This window comes from Arthrobacter sp. UC242_113, from assembly GCF_044054585.1.
Lineage (GTDB): Bacteria > Actinomycetota > Actinomycetes > Actinomycetales > Micrococcaceae > Arthrobacter.
Genome location: NZ_CP171968.1, coordinates 606,936 through 624,499, shown reverse-complemented (window position 1 = coordinate 624,499; position 17,564 = coordinate 606,936). Strand labels below are relative to the sequence as shown.

The window sequence follows — 17,564 nt, the reverse complement described above, 5'->3', positions numbered from 1 at the left end:
GTTCTAGTCCTCATCCAGGATTGCCGGGACCTTGAAGCGGTCTGCGTCTGAGTCCGGAGCGCCGGAGAGTGCCTGTTCGGCGGTGAAGGTGTGGCCCACCACATCCTCGCGGAACACGTTGCTCAGCGGAATCGGATGCGAAGTTGCGGGAACACCGTCACCTGCGGCCTCGCTCACGGATTTCACCGCGTCTACGATGACGGCAAGTTCGCCGGCCATCCTGTCCAGCTCTTCAGCACTCATCTCAATGTGCGCGAGCCGCGCTAGGTGCGCGACGTCGTCACGGTTGATCGCAGCCATGGATCTCCCTGCAAGTTCGGAATGGGTTTCCGGACTAGTCTACTGTCACGTTGCCCTGCCGCTCCGCACTCGCTCGCGCAGTTGTGGTCGCCTTCCGGCCCCGGGCCGGACGATCCTCCGCGTGCTGCTCGTTCGCCCCACCGTCCCCCTTCCCTCGCAAGCTCGGGCAGGGAACCCTGACGGCGTGGGCCCACGCCTTGGCACGCTTCCGGATGTCCGTCCCGCTGCCGGTGTGCCCAACTCACCAACGAGACAGCCGAGTCCGCAAAACTCTCCGAACTCGGCTGTCTCGAGGTGTTCATTGCTGGGGGCCTGCAGGGCGGGGGTATTCGGAAGCGTGCGTCTAAGCGAGGAACGAGCGAGCACGCGGAGAATAGCTCCGTCCTGCAGGTCCCGGCCTTGCTAGTGGATGCCGATTGCTCCGGTTAGGACTGCTACTGCCAGCATGACGAGGGCTACTACTGCGCTCCTCCAGAGGACCTTTTTGTGGTGGTCGCCCAGGTCTACCTTGGCCAGGGAGACCAGCAGGAGGATGGCGGGCACCAGCGGGCTCTGCATGTGGAACGGCTGGCCGGTGATGGAGGCACGGGCCATCTCGGCGCCGCTGATGCCATAGTGGGCCGCGGTCTCACTGAGGACGGGCAGCACGCCGAAGTAGAAGGCGTCGTTGCTCATGAAGAACGTCATGGGGATGCTAAGGAGGCCGGTGATGACTGCCATGAACGGTCCCATGCTGGACGGGATGATCTGGACCAGCCAGGCGGACATTGCCTCGACCATGCCGGTTCCGGTCAGGACGCCGGTGAGGACTGCGGCGGCCATGACCATGCTGACGACGGCCACAATCGACGGTGCGTGGGCCACGAGCTGCGCGCCCTGGTCCTTGACGTGCGGGAAGTTCACCAGCAGGGCGATGGCGGAGCCCACCATGAAGACGTAAGGCAGGGGCACGAGGTCGGCGATGAGCATGCCCATGACGGCGACGGTGAGGGCCAGGTTGAACCACTGCAGCTTGGGGCGCAGGGTCTTGCGGTTGGGGTCCAGGGCGGTGTCCGCCATGGCGGTGTCACTGTCGTCAACCAGGGTCTCGGTGCGTTCCAGGACTGCAACCGAGGAACCGCCGACGGCGGGGCTGCCCGTTGCGGGAACAGGTGCGGTACCACGGCCCGAACCACCGCGGCCGGTGGAACCAGCGCCGCCGGCGGGAGTACCGCCGTCGAACCCTTCAGCGGTTTCCGGCGTTCCCCAGAGCTCGGGCTGGGTGGCACGGAGGCGGTTGCGCTCCTGCAGGCCGAGCACCCAGGCGAAGACCAGGACGACGGCGAGGCCGGCGACCAGCGACGGGATCATGGGGACGAAGACATCGTTGACGTCGATTTTCAGGGCGGTGGCGGCGCGGGCGGTGGGGCCGCCCCACGGCACGATGTTCATGGTGCCGTTGGCCAGGCCGGCCACGCAGGTGAGGACCACCGGGCTCATCTTCAGGCGGAGGTAGATCGGCAGCATGGCTGCGGTGGTGAGGATGAAGGTGGTGGAGCCGTCGCCGTCGAGCGACACGGCAGCGGCCAGGAGCGCGGTGCCCAGGACCACCTTGGCGGGGTCATTGCCGAGCTTGCGCAGAATGAACCGGACCAGCGGATCGAACAGTCCGACGTCGATCATCAGGCCGAAGTAGATGATGGCGAACATCAGCAGAGCGGCGGTGGAGGTCATGGACTTCATCGAGTCCATGACCATGTCGCCGATGCCGAGGCCGGCGCCTGCGAACAGACCGAAAACGGTGGGGACGATGATCAGCGCCAGTACTGGCGTCAACTTCTTCGTCATGATCAGCACCATGAAAACCGCGATCATGGCGAATCCAAGTAATACCAGCACAGCCGGCTCCTTTTTAGTGAACAGCACCACCCCGGTGTGATGCGTACTACAGACGTTAGAGTGGCCGCGGTCACGGCAGTGCCTTTGGCTCGATTGATTGGCATACTGCTTATTGGGAGCATTTTGCTCATTCTGCTCAAACGCCCGCAGCCGGCCCAAACCGCCCTGCAGCCCGCCCGACCCACGAAGGAGTGCCATGATGAGCCCCGCCGGCAGGCTTCCGCTCAGGTTCTCCACCCCAGACGCTGCTTCTGCAGCTGGGCGTGGTGTTACTGGTGGTGCTCCTCAGCGGTGCGGTGCATGCGTGGCTGACGTTCGAACGGCTGGGCCGCGAGGCTGAAAACCAGGCGCTGACCCTGGCCCGGACGGTGGCCTCGGACCCTTCCGTCCGCGCCAACGTGCAGGCCATCAGCCGGCGGCCCGGCACTCCCCCACCCGCGGAACTGAAGGCCGGGCCGCTCATGGCTGTGGCCGAGGGCGCCCGGGCCAGTACCGGTGCGCTGTTCGTGGTGATCACCGACGAAACGGGGCTGCGGCTGGCCCATCCCGACGCCGACCGGCTGGGCGAGCGCGTCAGTACGGACCCGTCCGAGGCGCTTGCCGGCCGCGAGGTGACCACCCGCAACACCGGCACGCTGGGCCCGTCGGCCGGGGCGAAGGTCCCCGTGTTCGCACCTGGTTCAGGTTCCCGGACCGTGGTGGGCGAGGTCAGCGTCGGCTATTCCACCGAGTCCATCGGCCAGAGCCTCGCCCGGGACATCGTGCCGATCGTGCTGACGGCGGCCGGCTCGCTGGCCGCCGGGGTCCTGGCCTCCTTCCTGCTCCGGCGCCGGCTGCAGCGGCTCACGCTAGGCCTGGAACCGGAGGAGATCGGCGCGCTGGTGCATGACCAGGTGGCGGTCCTGGAAGGGGTGGACGAGGGGGTTGTGGGCATCTCCGCTGACGGCCGGATCAGCGTGTTCAACGCCGCGGCCCAGCGTCTCCTTGGCCAGCCTGACCTTTCCGGCCAGCTCTGGCAGGACGCCCCGGTGCCAGTCCGGCTCAAGGCCCTCACTCTGCCCGACGCCCGAGAGGGCGAGGCCGTGGAGCTGGTGGCCGGGGAGCAGGTCCTCGTGGCCAGCGCCCGGAAGGCCCTGCACCGCCGCGAAGACCTGGGCTGGGTGGTCATGCTCCGCGATCGCACCGAACTCCAGCACCTGACCCGGCAGCTCGACGCCGTGGGGACCATGTCCACGGCACTGCGGGCGCAGCGGCATGAGTTCGCCAACCAGCTGCACACGATCGCGGGGTTCATGAGCATCGGCCAGCACCAGCAGGCGCGCAATTACCTCGAAAGGCTCGCCGCCACTGGCCCGCTGAAGTTCCCCGTGGACCAGGCCGAACTGCTGCAGGACCCCTACTTGCAGGCCTTCATCGGGGCCAAGGGCGTGGAGGCCGACGAGCGCGGGGTATCGTTGCGGATCGGGCCGGAAACCCTCGTGCGGGGCCAGGTGACGGAGCCGCAGGACGTCACCACGGTGCTCGGAAACCTGATCGACAACGCGGTCAACGCGGCGGTGGCCGGCACGGCCGCCGAGCGCTGGGTGGAGCTTGAACTGCTGGATGACGAGGGCGACGGCGGCGGCACCCTGCACGTCGTCGTCGCGGATTCCGGCGACGGGCTGCCGGACGGCGGCAACCCCGAGGCGGTGTTCGCCGAGGGGTTCACGACGGCAGGCGGCAGTGTTCTCCAGGGACAGGGCCGCGCCGGCGGCCAGGGCCTGGGCCTGGCGTTGGCGCGGCAGCTGGCGCGGCGGCGCGGGGGCGACGTCACGGTCCTTGAACCCGGCAACGCCGGCGGACCCGGTGCCGTGTTCATGGCCACGCTGCCGGGAACCACCACGGCGCGCAAGGACTGATGGGCGCGCAAAGACGATGAATACCGGACGGAAGGACGAGGATGTCTGAGGATTTCAGGGTGCTAATCGTGGATGACGACTTCCACGTCGCCAAGCTCCACGCCGCCTATGTGGATTCCGTGGCGGGGTTCCTGGCGCTGCCCCCGGCCGGTTCGGCGTCGCTGGCGCTGCAGTCCATCCACAGCCTGCGCCCGGACCTGGTGCTGCTGGACGTGTACCTGCCGGACGCCTCGGGCCTTGACCTCCTGCATCAGCTGGACGTGGACACGATGATTCTCAGTGCGGCGTCGGACGCCGCGTCGCTGCGGACGGCGTTCCGGCGCGGCGCCCTCGGGTACCTGCTCAAGCCCTTCACGGCCGAATCCCTGTCCCAGCAACTGCGCTCGTATGCCCGTTACCGGCGGATCCTCGGCCAGCCCGGTTCCCTGGACCAGGACACCGTGGAGCGGGCGAAGCGGGCCCTCATTCCGGGTGACGTCTCGCCGTCGGCCAAGCCGCGGTCGGCGACGGAGGCTGCGGTGCTGGAATCGTTGGTGCCCGGCGAGCAGTACTCGGCGGCCGACGTCGCCCGGCGGGTGGGAGTGTCCCGGGCCACCGCGCAGCGGTACCTGTCCTCGCTGGCGGACGACGGCGCCGTCGAGATCCAGCTCCGCTACGGCACCACCGGCCGGCCCGAACACCGCTACGGCCTCCCGGCTTCTTAGCCCTCCTATTAGTGCGAACTGGCAGGTAACGCCCGCAAAACCGGAATCTGAGGGCATCTGCTGCCAGTTCGCGCCTGGTTTGGGTCCAGAAACGGCACGGAACATTGGAGGCTGACTCCCAGCTCGCCTTTTAGGCTGCTTCCCTGCCTGTCCCCGGCGCAGTCTCTGGAGGAGCGGAGCTTTCGTGCAGGTCGGTGGTTTCGGGCACACCGGCTTGTTTAGGCATGCCAGGGTGAAGGCCAGTGGTCATGGTCCGGTCATCGAGTATGGCTTGGATCTGTAGTGGCCAGTGTGGTGGTTCCCAGTCGGGCTGTTCGCTGGGATAATGCCGGCCCGTGGGTGAGGTCCAGCTGGGCGGGTCGTTGGCGCTGGCGGCGGTGGGGGTCCAGGCGGTGTTGTGTTTGAGCCTGTGGTGCTTCGGGCAGGGTTGGGCCAGGTTGCTGATGCCGGTGGGTCCGCCGCGGGCCCAGGCGAGGAGGTGGTCGGCCTCGTTGTCCAGGGAATGGTTGTTGCAAGCCGGGAACGTGCACTTGGCATCCCGAAGCCGCAGCCATTGCCGCATCGGCTTCGTCAATCGGTAGCTCGTCCGTCCGATCTCCAACGGTGCGCCGTCGCGGGGATCGGTCAGCACTCTGTGGAACGACTGGGCCCCGCCGGCGACGAGTGCCCGGGCCATGGACGGCGGGATCGGCCCGTAGCCGTCGAGCATGGCAGGGTCCTCAGTCACGCCGAGCAGGGAAAGCGCCGGAACGGTAACCAGGACCTGCGCCACGGGCGAGGGAACACCACCTGCGGATGTGGCTTCGAGGCCGGCGGTGAGGAGCCAGGTTGAGGCGGCATCGGCGCGGAGCTGGGTAAGGGTCCTGGCCTCGTCCGGTCCCTGCATGGCCCGCGCGGCAGCGGTGGTGCGGTCCCAGATCCCGGCCGCCTGATCCGCCGGCAGATAAGCCGAGAACCATGCCATCCCGTCACGGTCCGGGACGTACTCCACCCGCCGGTCCGCCGCAGACCGGGCGTGGCGGGTTTCGATACTGACCGGGTGGTGCCGCTCCCGCCAGGTACGCACCTTCGCCCGGAACCGGCACGGGACAAGCTCCCCAGCCGGGATGCCCCGGGCCGCCTCCGCCGCGTCTGGGTCCAGGAAGTGCGCCTCCAGCGCCGCCGCCCCGGCAGGATCGAGGTTCGCGGTCTCGTCCACCATGATCCGGGCGTGCTGCCACGACAGGGCTCCTGCCTGCAGCGCCGACAGCGTCAGCGGCCGGACGCCGGTCAGTTCAAGGGCGTCGCACAGCAGTGCACTCGCGGCGCGTTCGCTGATGGTCAGGACACACGCGATCTCCGAGGTCACAGCCATCTCCCTGACGGTGCGGTCCTGCGGGGACTCGGCCGGCGACGCCAGGGCCTTCTCAGCGTTGGCGTACCCGGCGACGAGCTGCACCTTCAAAGCCGCGAGCTGAGCCTCGACTTTGGCCAGCTCGGCCAGCCCGTCCAGGTGCGCGTCAGCCTGGTCCCGCAACGGATCAACACCTCCGCCATCCGCGGCCGGATCGCCCGACAAGGCCCCGTCACCCGTCGTGCTGCGAACCAAAACAGCCAGCGCCGAGACCGAGGCGTCGATGGCCTCCATCGTCTCGACAGCTGCACTGCTTTCCATGCCCGAAGCCTTTCACGAGCCACTGACAATTTAGCGGCGGTCGAGACAGGCACCTGGGCCGCGGCCGGGCGTCGGGAAAACAAAAGCGCGAACCGGCAGCTGACGCCCTCAAAACCGGGATTTGAGGGCATCTGCTGCCAGTTCGCGCTTCAGGTGGGGGAAGTTCTAGCTGGCGCTCTTCTGCGCGACGAGTTCGATCTCCACGAGCATTTCCGGATCCAGGAACGGCAGCACGTGGACCAGCGACAGCGTGGGGCGGATCTCGCCGAAAACTTCGCCGTGCGCACGGCCGGCGTCCTCCCACTTGGTGATGTCCGTCAGGTACAGCTTGGACTGCACGACGTCGGCGAGCCCGAATCCGGCGTCGGCCAGGACGGTCTCCAGCTTCTGCAGGATGAACTGGGTCTGCTCGTAGAAGTCGTTGCCGACAATGCCGTTCTCGCCGCTGGCAGAAGTGGCCGAAATGTAGAGCGTGTTGTCCACCTGGACCGCGCGGGAGTAGCCGAGCTTCTGTTCCCAGACCGAGCCGGTGCCGAACGTCTTGCGCATGCTGCTGCGCCTTTCACTAGGGGTTTTAAGTCGGCTCCACTCTAGGCGGGCTGGACGTCAAGCCTAAAAACCAGCAGCTTTATGTCGGTGCCGGGCACGTACCAGTCGCGCTCCGGCACCCTGCGGAAGCCTGTCTTCCGGTACAGCCCGTGGGCGCTTTCCCAGTCCCCGCCGGTGGTCAGTGCCACGGCACGGATCCCGTCCAGCGATCTGGCGTGCGCGATGATCGCTTCGACCATGGCCAGGCCGGCGCCGCTGCGCTGGACGGCCGGGTCCACCACCAGCATGCGGAACTCAAGCTCGTCGTCAAGGGCGATATCGGCGTACTTTTCGCCGGCCAGCGCCAGCGTTACCGAACCAACGATCGTGCCGGCGCGCTCCGCCACCCAGATGGTGGCCCGGCCTGCGCGGGTGGCGACGTCCTGGATCTGCTTCATGTACGGGTGGTCCGCGGTCTCGAAGTAGCCCGCCGCCAGATAGGCGTCCCGGGTGATACGGGCGATGGCCGCAAAGTCGGCTGGGACTGCGGGACGGACGGTGATCTGCGGCTGCACCCGTCAATGGTAGTGCCGGCAGAGCGATGCGCCCCGCGAAACGGCTGTTTCCGTGACTGAACTATCAGGTCCGGGCTGACAGCGGCGGAATAGCCTCTGCTTTGTTTTCCCTATGGACCGGCACGGTTAACGGGACGATAATTCCTGCACCGCAAACTCCGTGGCAAGGAAGGGACGAGCCCATGAACGAGGAAGGGGCTCCGCGGCTGACCGTCGTGCAGCCCGGACAGGGCAGGGAAGCGCAACTCGGCGGCGTAGGCGTCGTATTTAAGCTCCTTGGCGAGGACACTAACCAGCAACTGTCCATCGTGGAACACCCGTTCCCGGTTGGCGCGCTGGTACCGCCGCACATCCACACCCGCGAAGACGAATACTCGATCGTCCTTGAGGGCGAAATAGGGTTCCGCTCCGGTGACCGCGAGGCGGTCCTGGGTGCAGGCGGGTACATCACCAAGCCTCGGAATGAACTTCACACCATGTGGAACGCGGGAAAGGTGCCCGCCCGCATGATTGAGGTGATCAGCCCGGCCGGATTCGAGCATTTCTTCTGGGGCCTTGCCAACCACATTGAAGCCGGACTGCCTGACCCCGAGACGGTCGAGAAACTCGCGGCCCATTTCGGCCTGCGCTTCGCCGAAGCGCCCTGGCTGCCGGACATCATCGCGCGCTACAACCTGACGCCGCCGCAAATGTGAACCGCCCGGCCGCAGTCGGCCCGGGCGGCGTCACGAGTAATGCGCAGATGAGCTAGAGCGGGAACTTGCCGGACATCTCGAGCGTGCCCGCGCATGTCCAGGCGGACAGCCGTTCCTCGGCGGAGGGTCCTCCGTCAAGCGGGCTGGTGAGCCGGGGGCGCCGCACCCAGCAGCCGGCCTCCTCGGCCACCAGGGCGCCGGCGGCGAAGTCGTGCTCGTTCAGGCCCCGCTCGCCGAAGGCATCGACGGTTCCGTCGGCAACCATGCACAGGTCCAGGGCGGCCGAGCCGAGCCGGCGCACGTCCGCAAAGCCGTCCACGAAGCCGCCCAGCGCCGCGAACTGCTCCGCGCGCACCTCCGGGTCATAGCTGAAGCCGGTGGACAGGATCTGGCCGGCGCGGCCGGGAACCGGACCGTTGAGCTGCACCCGCTTCCCGTCCTGTTCCAGCCACGCGCCCTGTCCACGCGAGGCGTAGTACACGCGCCCCAGCGCGGGGGCATGTACGACGCCGGCCAGCCAGACGCCGTCGGAATCGGCAACCGCCACTGAGGTGGCGTAATAGACGATATTGCGGATGAAGTTAGTGGTGCCGTCGAGCGGATCGATGGACCACCGCAGCCCGGTGGGCTGCTCGGGGCGTGTTGTTCCGTGCTCCTCGCCCGTGATCACGTCGTCCGGCCGCTGACTGCGGATGGCGGTGCGCACGGCTTCCTCTGCGGCCACATCGAAGGCGGTTACCCAGTCACCGGCTTCGCCCTTGTTGGCCACCGACCCCGAGTCCAGAGCGCCGTTGCTGCGCTCGCCGAGGACACCGGCACCGGCGGCCGCGGCGGCCTTGGCCACTGCGAGTAGCCCGGTAACGTCCAAGTTGTTTGCGGTATCCGGTGTCACTCGGAATCCTCCCCGTCGGCCGGGTGCGGCGTTGCCTCAGGATCCTCAGCCGGGGCTTCAGCTCCCCCAGCGCCAGCTCCCCCAGCTCCCCCAGCTCCCCCAGCGCCAGCACCGTCTGCAGCACCATCCCCGTCAGCCATGGCGGGCCCGTTGGCCAGCAACTCCCGGAACCCGTCCTCGTCCAGGATGGGCACACCCAACTGCTCGGCCTTGTCCCGCTTGGTGCCTGCGTTGTCCCCGGCCACCAGATAGCTGGTCTTCTTCGACACCGACCCTGCCGCTTTGCCGCCGCGGACCAGGATGGCCTCCTTGGCCTCGTCGCGGCTGAAGCCTTCCAGGGTCCCGGTGACCACCACGGTCAGTCCCTCGAGCGTGCGCGGAGTGGACTCGTCCCGTTCGTCCTTCATCCGGACCCCGGCTGCCGCCCAGCGGTCGATGATCTCGACGTGCCAGTCCTCGGCGAACCATTCCTTGAGTGCAGCCGCAATGGTGGGGCCGACGCCGTCCACGCTCGCGAGCTCTTCCTCCGATGCCTGCCGGATGGCGTCCATGGTGCCGAAGTGGTTGGCCAGGGCACGTGACGCCCGGGGACCGACATGCCGGATGGACAGCGCCACGAGGACGCGCCACAGCGGCTGGGTCTTGGCCTTTTCGAGTTCGTTGAAGAGCTTCCCGGTGGTGGCCGTGGGCTTTGACGGCGTCTTGGCCGTGCCCTTGCTGTAGAAGTACGGCACCAGCTCGAACTCGCCGGTGGGAACACCCTTGGACCGTTTCTCGCGCCGGATCTTCACCGGTTCGAGGTCCTCCGGCGTCAGGTCGAAAAGGGCCGCCTCGCTGACCAGCGGCGGGACTTCAGGCTCCGTCGGCTGGGTCAGCGCGATCGCGGCCTCCCAGCCAAGGGCCTCGATGTCGAATGCTCCCCGGCTGGCAACGTGGAACACGCGCTCACGCAGCTGGGACGGGCAGGACTTGGCGTTGGGGCAGCGGATGTCCACATCGCCTTCCTTACCGGGTGCCAGCGGCGTGCCGCAGGACGGGCATTCCGTGGGCATGACGAAGTCACGCACCGGCGGGTCCTGCTGGTCCCGCAGCGCCAGCACCGGACCGACGATCTCCGGAATGACGTCGCCGGCCTTGCGCAGGACCACGATGTCGCCGATCTTGACGCCCTTGGCCTTGACCACGTCCTGGTTGTGCAGCGTCGCCATTCCCACGGTGGAGCCCGCCACCTTGACCGGTTCCATGATGCCGAACGGTGTGACGCGTCCGGTGCGCCCGACGTTCACGGAAATGTCCAGGAGCTTGGTGTGCACTTCCTCAGGCGGGTACTTGTAGGCGACCGCCCAGCGCGGAACCCGCGTGGTGTAGCCCAGGGCACGCTGGGTGGCGAAGTCATCGATCTTCACCACGATGCCGTCGATCTCGTGGAGCAGGCTGTGCCGTTTGTCCCCGTATTTCTCGATGAAGTCCAGCACCTCGGCCGGGCTGCCGAGCACCTCGAAGTACGGACTGACCGGCAGCCCCCACTCCGCCAGAAGCCGGTAGGTCTCCGACTGGCTGGCCGCCTCGAGGCCCTCGCGCGCGCCGATCCCGTGGACGAACATCTGGAGCGGGCGCTTGGCGGTTTCTGCCGGGTCTTTCTGGCGGAGCGAACCCGCCGCGGCATTCCGCGGGTTGGCCAGCGGCGCCTTGCCCGCTTCAATCAGCGCCTCGTTGAATTCGGCAAACGCCTTGGACGGGATGAACACCTCGCCGCGGATTTCCACTTCGGCGGGAAAACCGCTGCCGCTGAGCTGCTGCGGGATCTCCTTGATGGTGAGCACGTTATGCGTGATGTCCTCGCCAGTGGTGCCGTCGCCGCGGGTGGCCGCCCGGACCAGCTTGCCGTCCCGGTAGAGCAGGTTCACGGCGAGGCCGTCGATTTTCAGCTCGGTCAGCCAGGCGGCCTCCGGATTCCCGGACTTGGCGACCCCGGCTTCCGCCTTCGCAATCCAAGCCTGGAGTTCCTCGAGGGAGAACACGTCCTCGAGGCTGTACATGCGCTGGAGGTGTTCAACGGCGGCAAACGCCGCAGACACTTCCCCGCCAACCTCCTGGGTGGGCGAATCATTGGAAACAAGCTCCGGATGCAGCGCCTCGAGTTCCTCCAGCCGGCGAAAGAGAGTGTCGAACTCGGCATCGGAAACGAGCGGCTCGTCCTCCTGGTAGTACGCGAACCGGTACTTCCGGACGAGGTCCGCCAAGTTTTCGTACTCATCCCGGACCGACTCAGAGGGAATGGCTTCCGGCTCAAGCTGGTCAGTTGCGGTGGCTGCGCTGTCTGTGCTGGATATCTGCTCTGTGGGGCCTGATGGTGTGCTCACAGACCTATCTTGCCCTACAGCCCGGACATTTTGCCGAGGCCCCCGGCCACCCGTGCCGGACGTGCAGGACGTGCCGGACGTGCCGGGGATGCCAAGTCCCGGTCAGAACCGCCCCCGGCGAAGGCCTTCACCAGTGACCGGGACGGTTCCGGCTCCACAAAGCGAAGGCCAGTCCGCCCAGACCCACCAGGAGGACGCCGCCCATGACGGCAAACAGGCCGAAGACGCCGAGGCCCGACCCCTTGTCCGCGACCACGACGGCGGCGGCCTGGCTGGCGGCGGGGCTGGCGATCGGTTTGGTCCAACTGGACTCGGCAGAAGAGACGGACGACGACGGGTCCGGGCTGGCGGAGGCGGTGGTCACCGGAGGTGTTGCGGCGGGGACCGCGACCACAACACCGGCATTCGCCGCCGGGACGACGGCGGGAGCGGGGACGGGTGTGACCGGTACGGGAGCCATGCGCGTCGCGGTCGCAACCGGCCGAACCGGCGCCACAGGCGCCGCCGGTCGCACCGGCTGCGCGGGCGCCGGCGCAGGTGCGGGTGCAGGTGCAGGTGCCGGCGCCTTCTGGACCGGCGGCGCGGGTGCGGGTGCGACGGGAGTCGCCGTCGCCGTCGGGGCTGGGGCCGGGGCCGGGGACGACGGCGAAGTCACAGGCGCGGGCGACTCCGGGCAGGGTCCCTCCGGCAAGCAGGCCGCCTGGGCAGCCCCGGCGGCGCCGGTCATAACCGTGAAAGCCAGCATGGCAGCGGCAGTTCCGGGCACCAGTGCGCCGCGCAGAAGAGGAAGACGGATCATGGAGTAACCTTTACACCCGCGCGGGACCCTCCCGCGCCGAGTTGTGTCCCGGGTATCTTCCTACAGTCCCGCGCGGCGCACCAAATTAACTAATACTCAACTACTGCCGGTTTTCCGGCGGCAGCGCGATCTGGAGCTTGCGCACCTTGCCCCTCCCGACGATGTAACCGCGGCCGGGAATGAAGCCGGCGCCGACGCGTCCGAGTGAGGTATTGAGGAGGCTGTCGCCGTCGATATCGCCCGGGTTGATCAGCAGGCCCCTCCTGCCCGACTTGAACGGCTGCGCGAGAGACCAGGCCGATGACCAGGTGGACGTTTCGGATTCCCCGACCACCCACTGGTCCGCCTTGATGGACGCCGCCACGAGCCTCCCGATGCCGGACTCGGCCAGGGTGTCCGTGAACTCCGTGAGTCCCTCGATGAAGATGGCCACCTTGCCCGGATTGGCCGAGGCGTGGTCCGTGAGCGCTTCCACCGCATCCCCGACGTCGTCGGCCCCCACCAGCGAGCGGTCCCAGACCGGCAGGGACGCCACGGCGGACTTCCTGGCGGCAAGGTAGACCAGTTCGGTGCCGGGGTTGCACCGGCGCAGCGCGTAGGCCATGGTCACCAGGGCCACGGTCCTGCCGGCGCCGGGCGGGCCGGCGAGCAGCAGCGGGCCCTTGGCCATGAGAGTGGCGGGCTGCAGCGTTTCGTCGTCCACGCCGACCACCGGAAGGTCCGGCAGCCCGGCAGGGAGGATGTCCAGGTCGACCTGCTCGGGCAGCCGCTCGATCCGCGGAGCCCGTTCCACACCCTGGCGGAGCATGGCCTCGCTGAGCTTGTGGACTTCGCGCGCCTGTAGCGCCAGGTTGGAGTTGCCGCCCAGGACGGCGAGCTGAACCTCGTGGCCGCCCAGCAGCCCCCGTCCCGGAGGCGAGGCCTTGCCGAGGACGTCCTTTGGCACGTCCATGGACAGGTAATCGTCCTCGGCGTTCAGCCGGAGCACCAGCCTTCGCTGGATGGAGGCAAGCAACGACGCCGGGACGGAGTTGGGGCGGTCACCGGTAACGACGAGGTGGATGCCCAGGGGACGGCCGTCGGTCGCCAGCTGCAGGAAGAGGTCCCAGAGGCCGGAGAGCTTGCTGTACTCATAGGCCTCGCGGAAGGCGGACATGCCGTCGACCAGCACGAAGATGCGCTTCTCATCCGGCAGGCCCGCGAGCTTGCGGTACTCCCCGATGGTGGAGGCCCGGACCTCGGCGAAACGGGCTGACCGGTCCTCGGCCAGGTCGCTGAGCCAGCGCAGCAGCCGGCCCACGCGTTCCACATCGTCGCCGTTGATGATCCCGCCCACGTGCGGCAGTTCTTCGAGCATCTTGAGCCCGGCGGAGCCGCAGTCGATCCCGTAGACGTGGACGGGGCCGCCGCGGGGGGTGACGGCAGCGGCGATGGCGATGCCCCGCAGGGCCGCGGACTTGCCTGAGCCGCCCGTGCCGTAGATGGCCATGTTGCCGTCTTTGTCCGGTTGGTAGAAGACGGTGGGCTGGTCCTGGCGGGCGGGGTCGTCCGCCACGCCCAGCAGGAGCCGTTCGTCGGTGCGTGGGTTCGGCAGCAGCGAGAAATCGTAGGTGGTGGCCAGTTCGTTCAGCCACGGCTTTCGCGGCGGTTCGATGGCCAGCAGGTCCGCCGCGGCGATGACGTTGGCGGTCATCCTTGCGATGTCGTTGGGCCCGGCCGGTTCGTCCTGCACCGCAGTGTCGGTGGCCGGTGTTTCCCAGGCAGGACCGGACCCGAAGGCCATTTCCACGATGTCGATCTGCGGGCGCTGCGGGCGTTCGGTGGTCCAGCCCCCGGCGTAGCCCGTCTGGAAGCCCTGGATGCGGCCCGGACCGGTCTTCGCCGCGCCACGGCCCGGGATGGAGGGGTCGAAGTACGCGGCGTCCGGCACGCCCAGGATGTCCGTGGCGTCGTCCTCGTCGGCCATCCGCAGCGCCACCCGAAGGTTCGTGTTGGCGCGCAGGCTTTCCTTGATGACGCCGGCCGGGCGCTGGGTGGCGAGGATCAGGTGCAGCCCGAGGGACCGGCCGCGGGCAGCGACGTCGACCACGCCGTCCACGAACTCGGGCACCTCGGTGGCAAGGGCAGCGAATTCGTCCACCACGATCACCAGGTAGGGCGGGGCCTCGGGATCCGCCTCGCGCTGGAGCGAGAGCAGGTCCTTGGCCTTTTTCCTGTTGAGCAGCTGTTCCCGGTAGTGGAGCTCAGCCCGCAGGGACGTCAGGGCGCGGCGCACCAGGTGTGGCGAGAGATCGGTGACCAGGCCCACGGTGTGCGGCAGGTGGACGCAGTCCGCAAACGCGGCGCCGCCCTTGTAGTCCACAAACAGGAAGCTGACGCGGTCCGGGCTGTACGCGGTAGCCATGCCCATCACCCACGACTGCAGGAACTCGGACTTGCCGGCGCCGGTGGTGCCGCCCACCAGCGCGTGCGGCCCCTCGTTCTTGAGGTCCAGGTGGAGAGGTTCCACACCCTTGGAACCCACCAGGGCACGCAGCGAACCGTTGTCCTTGCGGTTGGCGACGGCGGTGGAGCGGACGGAGTTGTTCTCCTGCCAGCGTTCCGCCACGGCCTGCGGATTTTCCAGGAAGTCCTTGCCGATAAGCGTCGCGTAAGAGACGGCACGGGGCAGGTTCGAGTCGTCCTCCAGCGGTTTACCGGCGTCGACCACGGGCGAGAGCATGCGGGCCAGCTGGCCTGCCAGTTCGGCGTCGAGGCTTTCACAGCTCACGGGGTAGGTGTGGCGTCCCAGCCGGACCTGGCCGGTGGTGTTGCCGTGCTCACCGTCCACTGCCAGGAAGTCACGGCAGGCGGCCGGAAGGGATTCGACGCCAGCAGCCACCCACAGGATGTGGACACCGGTATCGGGTCCGCGTTCCACGAGCCGGGTCAGCCGGCCGCGGTCCACCGGCGCGTCGTCCTCGATGATTACCAGCACGGCCGGCAGCACCGGCGCCGGAACATCCGCGGTTTCATCGGGAATGCCCGGCCGGTGTACGGGACCCTGCGCTGGGCCGTGCGAACGCATCGCAGTTTCCCGGAGTTCCACGAGGTCCTCGAGCCGGGACAGCAGGCTGGTGCCGCCTGCCGAGCCGGCAGCAAGGTGGTCGCCGCTGACGGGGCTGTGGCTCGAGCCGACGTGCGGCAGCCACTGCAGCCAGTCCCAGCGTTCCCGGGACCGGGCGGAGGTGATGGCGGCGACAGCTACTTCCGCCGGGGAGTGCAGGCCCACGAGCTGCAGCACCACTCCACGCGCTACGTCATCGACGAGTCCGCGCGGCCCGGCGAGGCCGAACGAACCGGCGGTCCGCAGCTGTGAAACCACCGGCACGCCCTCGATCTGCCGGAACTGGTCCAGGCAGCCCTCAATCTCGCGCCGGTACTCTGTCTCGGTTTCCGAGGAATTCGGCTCCTCGAACGGAATCCTGGACGGCACTGTGCCGAGCCCAAACCGGAGTGCCAGGAACCCGGAGTGCTCCGGCCTGTGGGTCCAGAGCAGCGGACCCAGCTTATAGATGGAGTCGACCGTGTCACTGACGGACGGCGCCTCCTGGAGCCGAACGGCCCGCTCAACGCGCTGCAGCTCGGTGGTGTCCTGCCGGAAGGCGGCCATGGCCGCCCGGAACTGCTTCAGCCGTTCCTTGCGCTCGCGCTGGCTTCGCAGCTTCTGGTCCACATAGTGGCCCACAATGAACAGCGGCATCATCAGCATGAACACGACTGACATCATGCTCTGCGTCACCGTGAACAGCACCGCGCCCATCATCAGCGGGGCGATCAGCATGATGTACGGGAAGGGGTGGTGTTCCTGCCGCTTGGGTCCGGCCGGGGGCACGCGCTTGGCCGGGGCGAACCGGGGAATCACCCGCGGGGACCGGTTGAAGTCCATCAGGGGCGACGTCGGAGCTGCCGCGCCGCTGCGCGCCAGCGGCACCACGGTGAGCTCGGTGTCTCCCAGCGTGACGGTGTCCGAGGAGTTCAGCGTGGCACGCGTGACCGGCAGACCGTCCATCTGGAGGCCGTTGGCGGAGTTCGTGTCAACGATTTCGATGCTCTCCCCCACGGTGATGCGGGCGTGCCGCTTCGACGTCAGGGGGTCGGTGAGCCGGACGTCCACGTCCCGGTCCCGTCCGATGTAGCTAGTGCCGGAGGGCAGGGAAAATTCCCGCCCGACGTCGGGCCCGGAGACGATACGCAGCGTCGCCGCGGCGGGGCCGCGGTCTGCGGCCGGGCCGGCGTCGTTCGGGTTCCCGAACCGGTCGCTGACCTGGGTGAGCGAAACGACCGACCCAGGCCGCAGCCCCGACTCGAGGAGGTTGTCCGTCCGGTCCAAGACGATGCCGCGCATGCCGCCGGCAACGAACGCCTCGTCAATGCGGAGGGAGAGGTTTGGCGGGGCAGGCTGCTGCCGCCGAGCGGGGTCGGCCGTCCACAGCTCGGCGGCGATGTCCGCGACGGTGGCGCGGCCGTCCACGGTAATTGCCAGGTCCTTGGCCTCGGCGGGGTCCCGGCGCAGGGTCAGTCGGATCCTCATGCTTCGCTGTCCTCGCGCATCTTTTCCAGGAGGTGAAGGTCGCTGGCGGTGACCAGGTGTGAGGTGACAGCGTGCTCGACCAGGCGTGCCCGGCGGTTGGTGGCCAGCTTCCCGCCGCCTCCCCGGAGGCCCGCGACTCCGGCACGGTCCAGTTTGTCGCACACGTTATCGAGCTTCCGGTTGAACCGGGTGAGGGCCCAGCCCAGGGTCCGGGCCGCCTCCGCGGAGGAGGGAATGGCGGTAAATCCGGTGCCTTCACGCCGGAGCATGGGCTCGGCAAGCGCCACGATCAGGGCTTTCTGCGAGTCCGTGAAGACCACCGGGCCGATGGTGGTGTCACCGCCGCTGGTTTCGCTGCTGGCCTCCTGCCGGAACGACGGCGTCTTCAGGTGGACGGCGAATTCATAGGTGGTGGGACCGGCCGTGAAGATGATGCTGGTGTGGCTGAAGACCAGCGGCAGCCGCGCGCCGGGCGAGAGCCAGGCCTGCATGCCGCCGGTGCCGTCGGCCACCGTGGCGGAGAGGCGGCTGCCCACGTTGCTGAGCCACCAGATGCCGTCATACCTGGCGATCTGCAGAAAGCGTCGGTGCAGGTACGGGTTGTCGTCCACTTCCAGGTCGCCCTCGCGGCCGATGCTGAAGATGTCCTCATCGGCCGGCTCATACCATTCGCCGCAGAAGTCTATGGCCAGGTCTCCCATGTTT

13 protein-coding genes and 1 pseudogene are annotated in these 17,564 nt (G+C 68.0%); 4 read left to right on the top strand and 10 right to left on the bottom strand.

The window, feature by feature from the left end; all coding sequences use genetic code 11:
- Positions 1-3: 3 nt before the first annotated feature.
- Together gatC and ACHMXB_RS02775 are read right to left on the bottom strand one after the other, a co-directional pair.
- The gene (gene gatC / locus ACHMXB_RS02780; protein WP_190606833.1) at positions 4-300 is read right to left on the bottom strand and encodes an Asp-tRNA(Asn)/Glu-tRNA(Gln) amidotransferase subunit GatC; all 297 of its coding nucleotides are present in this window, start codon (positions 298-300) and stop codon (positions 4-6) included.
- Between the two features lie 402 nt (positions 301-702).
- Complete coding sequence (locus tag ACHMXB_RS02775) at positions 703-2,376, bottom strand: CitMHS family transporter (protein WP_395405089.1); 1,674 nt, start codon at positions 2,374-2,376, stop codon at positions 703-705.
- Between ACHMXB_RS02775 and ACHMXB_RS02770 the strand changes: the two are divergent.
- Positions 2,375-4,076, top strand: a pseudogene (locus ACHMXB_RS02770) (ATP-binding protein). The gene ACHMXB_RS02775 and the pseudogene ACHMXB_RS02770 overlap by 2 nt on opposite strands.
- Before the next feature lie 41 nt (positions 4,077-4,117).
- Positions 4,118-4,780, top strand: a complete 663-nt coding sequence (locus ACHMXB_RS02765; RefSeq protein WP_190606827.1) for a response regulator — start codon at positions 4,118-4,120, stop codon at positions 4,778-4,780.
- A 130-nt stretch (positions 4,781-4,910) separates the two neighbouring features.
- Here ACHMXB_RS02765 and ACHMXB_RS02760 read toward each other — a convergent pair whose 3' ends face one another.
- The 3 genes from ACHMXB_RS02760 to ACHMXB_RS02750 all read right to left on the bottom strand — a co-directional run bounded on the left by ACHMXB_RS02760 (position 4,911) and on the right by ACHMXB_RS02750 (position 7,537).
- Positions 4,911-6,434, bottom strand: a complete 1,524-nt coding sequence (locus ACHMXB_RS02760; RefSeq protein ID WP_395402575.1) for a DUF222 domain-containing protein — start codon at positions 6,432-6,434, stop codon at positions 4,911-4,913.
- 165 nt (positions 6,435-6,599) lie between these two features.
- Positions 6,600-6,983, bottom strand: a complete 384-nt coding sequence (locus ACHMXB_RS02755; RefSeq protein WP_395402573.1) for a RidA family protein — start codon at positions 6,981-6,983, stop codon at positions 6,600-6,602.
- A 41-nt stretch (positions 6,984-7,024) separates the two neighbouring features.
- On the bottom strand, positions 7,025-7,537 hold the full coding sequence (locus ACHMXB_RS02750) for a GNAT family N-acetyltransferase (protein WP_395402571.1): 513 nt from the start codon (positions 7,535-7,537) through the stop codon (positions 7,025-7,027).
- A 182-nt stretch (positions 7,538-7,719) separates the two neighbouring features.
- On the opposite strand from ACHMXB_RS02750, the gene ACHMXB_RS02745 reads away from it, so the two are divergent.
- Entirely contained in the window at positions 7,720-8,232 is a 513-nt protein-coding gene (locus ACHMXB_RS02745; protein ID WP_395402569.1) for a cupin domain-containing protein, read from the top strand.
- Between the two features lie 52 nt (positions 8,233-8,284).
- Here ACHMXB_RS02745 and ACHMXB_RS02740 read toward each other — a convergent pair whose 3' ends face one another.
- The 3 genes from ACHMXB_RS02740 to ACHMXB_RS02730 form a co-directional block, all read right to left on the bottom strand.
- Positions 8,285-9,124 carry an inositol monophosphatase family protein gene (locus tag ACHMXB_RS02740; protein ID WP_395402567.1) on the bottom strand — a complete coding sequence of 280 codons (840 nt, stop codon included), beginning with the start codon at positions 9,122-9,124 and terminating at the stop codon, positions 8,285-8,287.
- Entirely contained in the window at positions 9,121-11,487 is a 2,367-nt protein-coding gene (gene ligA, locus ACHMXB_RS02735) for an NAD-dependent DNA ligase LigA (protein WP_395402565.1), read from the bottom strand. Before ligA ends, ACHMXB_RS02740 begins: the two co-directional genes overlap by 4 nt.
- A gap of 127 nt (positions 11,488-11,614) precedes the next feature.
- Positions 11,615-11,947: a hypothetical protein gene (locus ACHMXB_RS02730; protein WP_395402563.1), complete on the bottom strand. Its 333-nt coding sequence runs from the start codon at positions 11,945-11,947 to the stop codon at positions 11,615-11,617.
- Here ACHMXB_RS02730 and ACHMXB_RS02725 point away from each other — a divergent pair.
- Positions 11,946-12,293 carry a hypothetical protein gene (locus ACHMXB_RS02725; RefSeq protein ID WP_395402561.1) on the top strand — a complete coding sequence of 116 codons (348 nt, stop codon included), beginning with the start codon at positions 11,946-11,948 and terminating at the stop codon, positions 12,291-12,293. The two genes, ACHMXB_RS02730 and ACHMXB_RS02725, sit on opposite strands and share 2 nt — an antisense overlap.
- A 93-nt stretch (positions 12,294-12,386) precedes the next feature.
- Here ACHMXB_RS02725 and ACHMXB_RS02720 read toward each other — a convergent pair whose 3' ends face one another.
- Positions 12,387-16,859, bottom strand: coding sequence for an FtsK/SpoIIIE domain-containing protein (locus ACHMXB_RS02720; RefSeq protein WP_395402559.1), 4,473 nt, complete (start codon positions 16,857-16,859; stop codon positions 12,387-12,389).
- Positions 16,856-17,560 (bottom strand): hypothetical protein, encoded by a 705-nt coding sequence (locus tag ACHMXB_RS02715; protein WP_395402557.1) that lies wholly within the window; start codon positions 17,558-17,560, stop codon positions 16,856-16,858. Before ACHMXB_RS02715 ends, ACHMXB_RS02720 begins: the two co-directional genes overlap by 4 nt.
- Positions 17,561-17,564: the final 4 nt, after the last annotated feature.

Bases quoted from the DNA above. Each gene is read 5' to 3' on its own strand.
- ACHMXB_RS02755 (WP_395402573.1), bottom strand. From the start codon at position 6,983: ATGCGCAAGACGTTCGGCACCGGCTCGGTCTGGGAACAGAAGCTCGGC.
- ACHMXB_RS02775 (WP_395405089.1), bottom strand. From the start codon at position 2,376: ATGGCACTCCTTCGTGGGTCGGGCGGGCTGCAGGGCGGTTTGGGCCGG.
- ACHMXB_RS02760 (WP_395402575.1), bottom strand. From the start codon at position 6,434: ATGGAAAGCAGTGCAGCTGTCGAGACGATGGAGGCCATCGACGCCTCG.
- ACHMXB_RS02730 (WP_395402563.1), bottom strand. From the start codon at position 11,947: ATGGCTCCCGTACCGGTCACACCCGTCCCCGCTCCCGCCGTCGTCCCG.
- ACHMXB_RS02715 (WP_395402557.1), bottom strand. From the start codon at position 17,560: ATGGGAGACCTGGCCATAGACTTCTGCGGCGAATGGTATGAGCCGGCC.
- gatC (WP_190606833.1), bottom strand. From the start codon at position 300: ATGGCTGCGATCAACCGTGACGACGTCGCGCACCTAGCGCGGCTCGCG.
- ACHMXB_RS02725 (WP_395402561.1), top strand. From the start codon at position 11,946: ATGCGCGTCGCGGTCGCAACCGGCCGAACCGGCGCCACAGGCGCCGCC.
- ACHMXB_RS02745 (WP_395402569.1), top strand. From the start codon at position 7,720: ATGAACGAGGAAGGGGCTCCGCGGCTGACCGTCGTGCAGCCCGGACAG.
- ACHMXB_RS02765 (WP_190606827.1), top strand. From the start codon at position 4,118: ATGTCTGAGGATTTCAGGGTGCTAATCGTGGATGACGACTTCCACGTC.
- ACHMXB_RS02720 (WP_395402559.1), bottom strand. From the start codon at position 16,859: ATGAGGATCCGACTGACCCTGCGCCGGGACCCCGCCGAGGCCAAGGAC.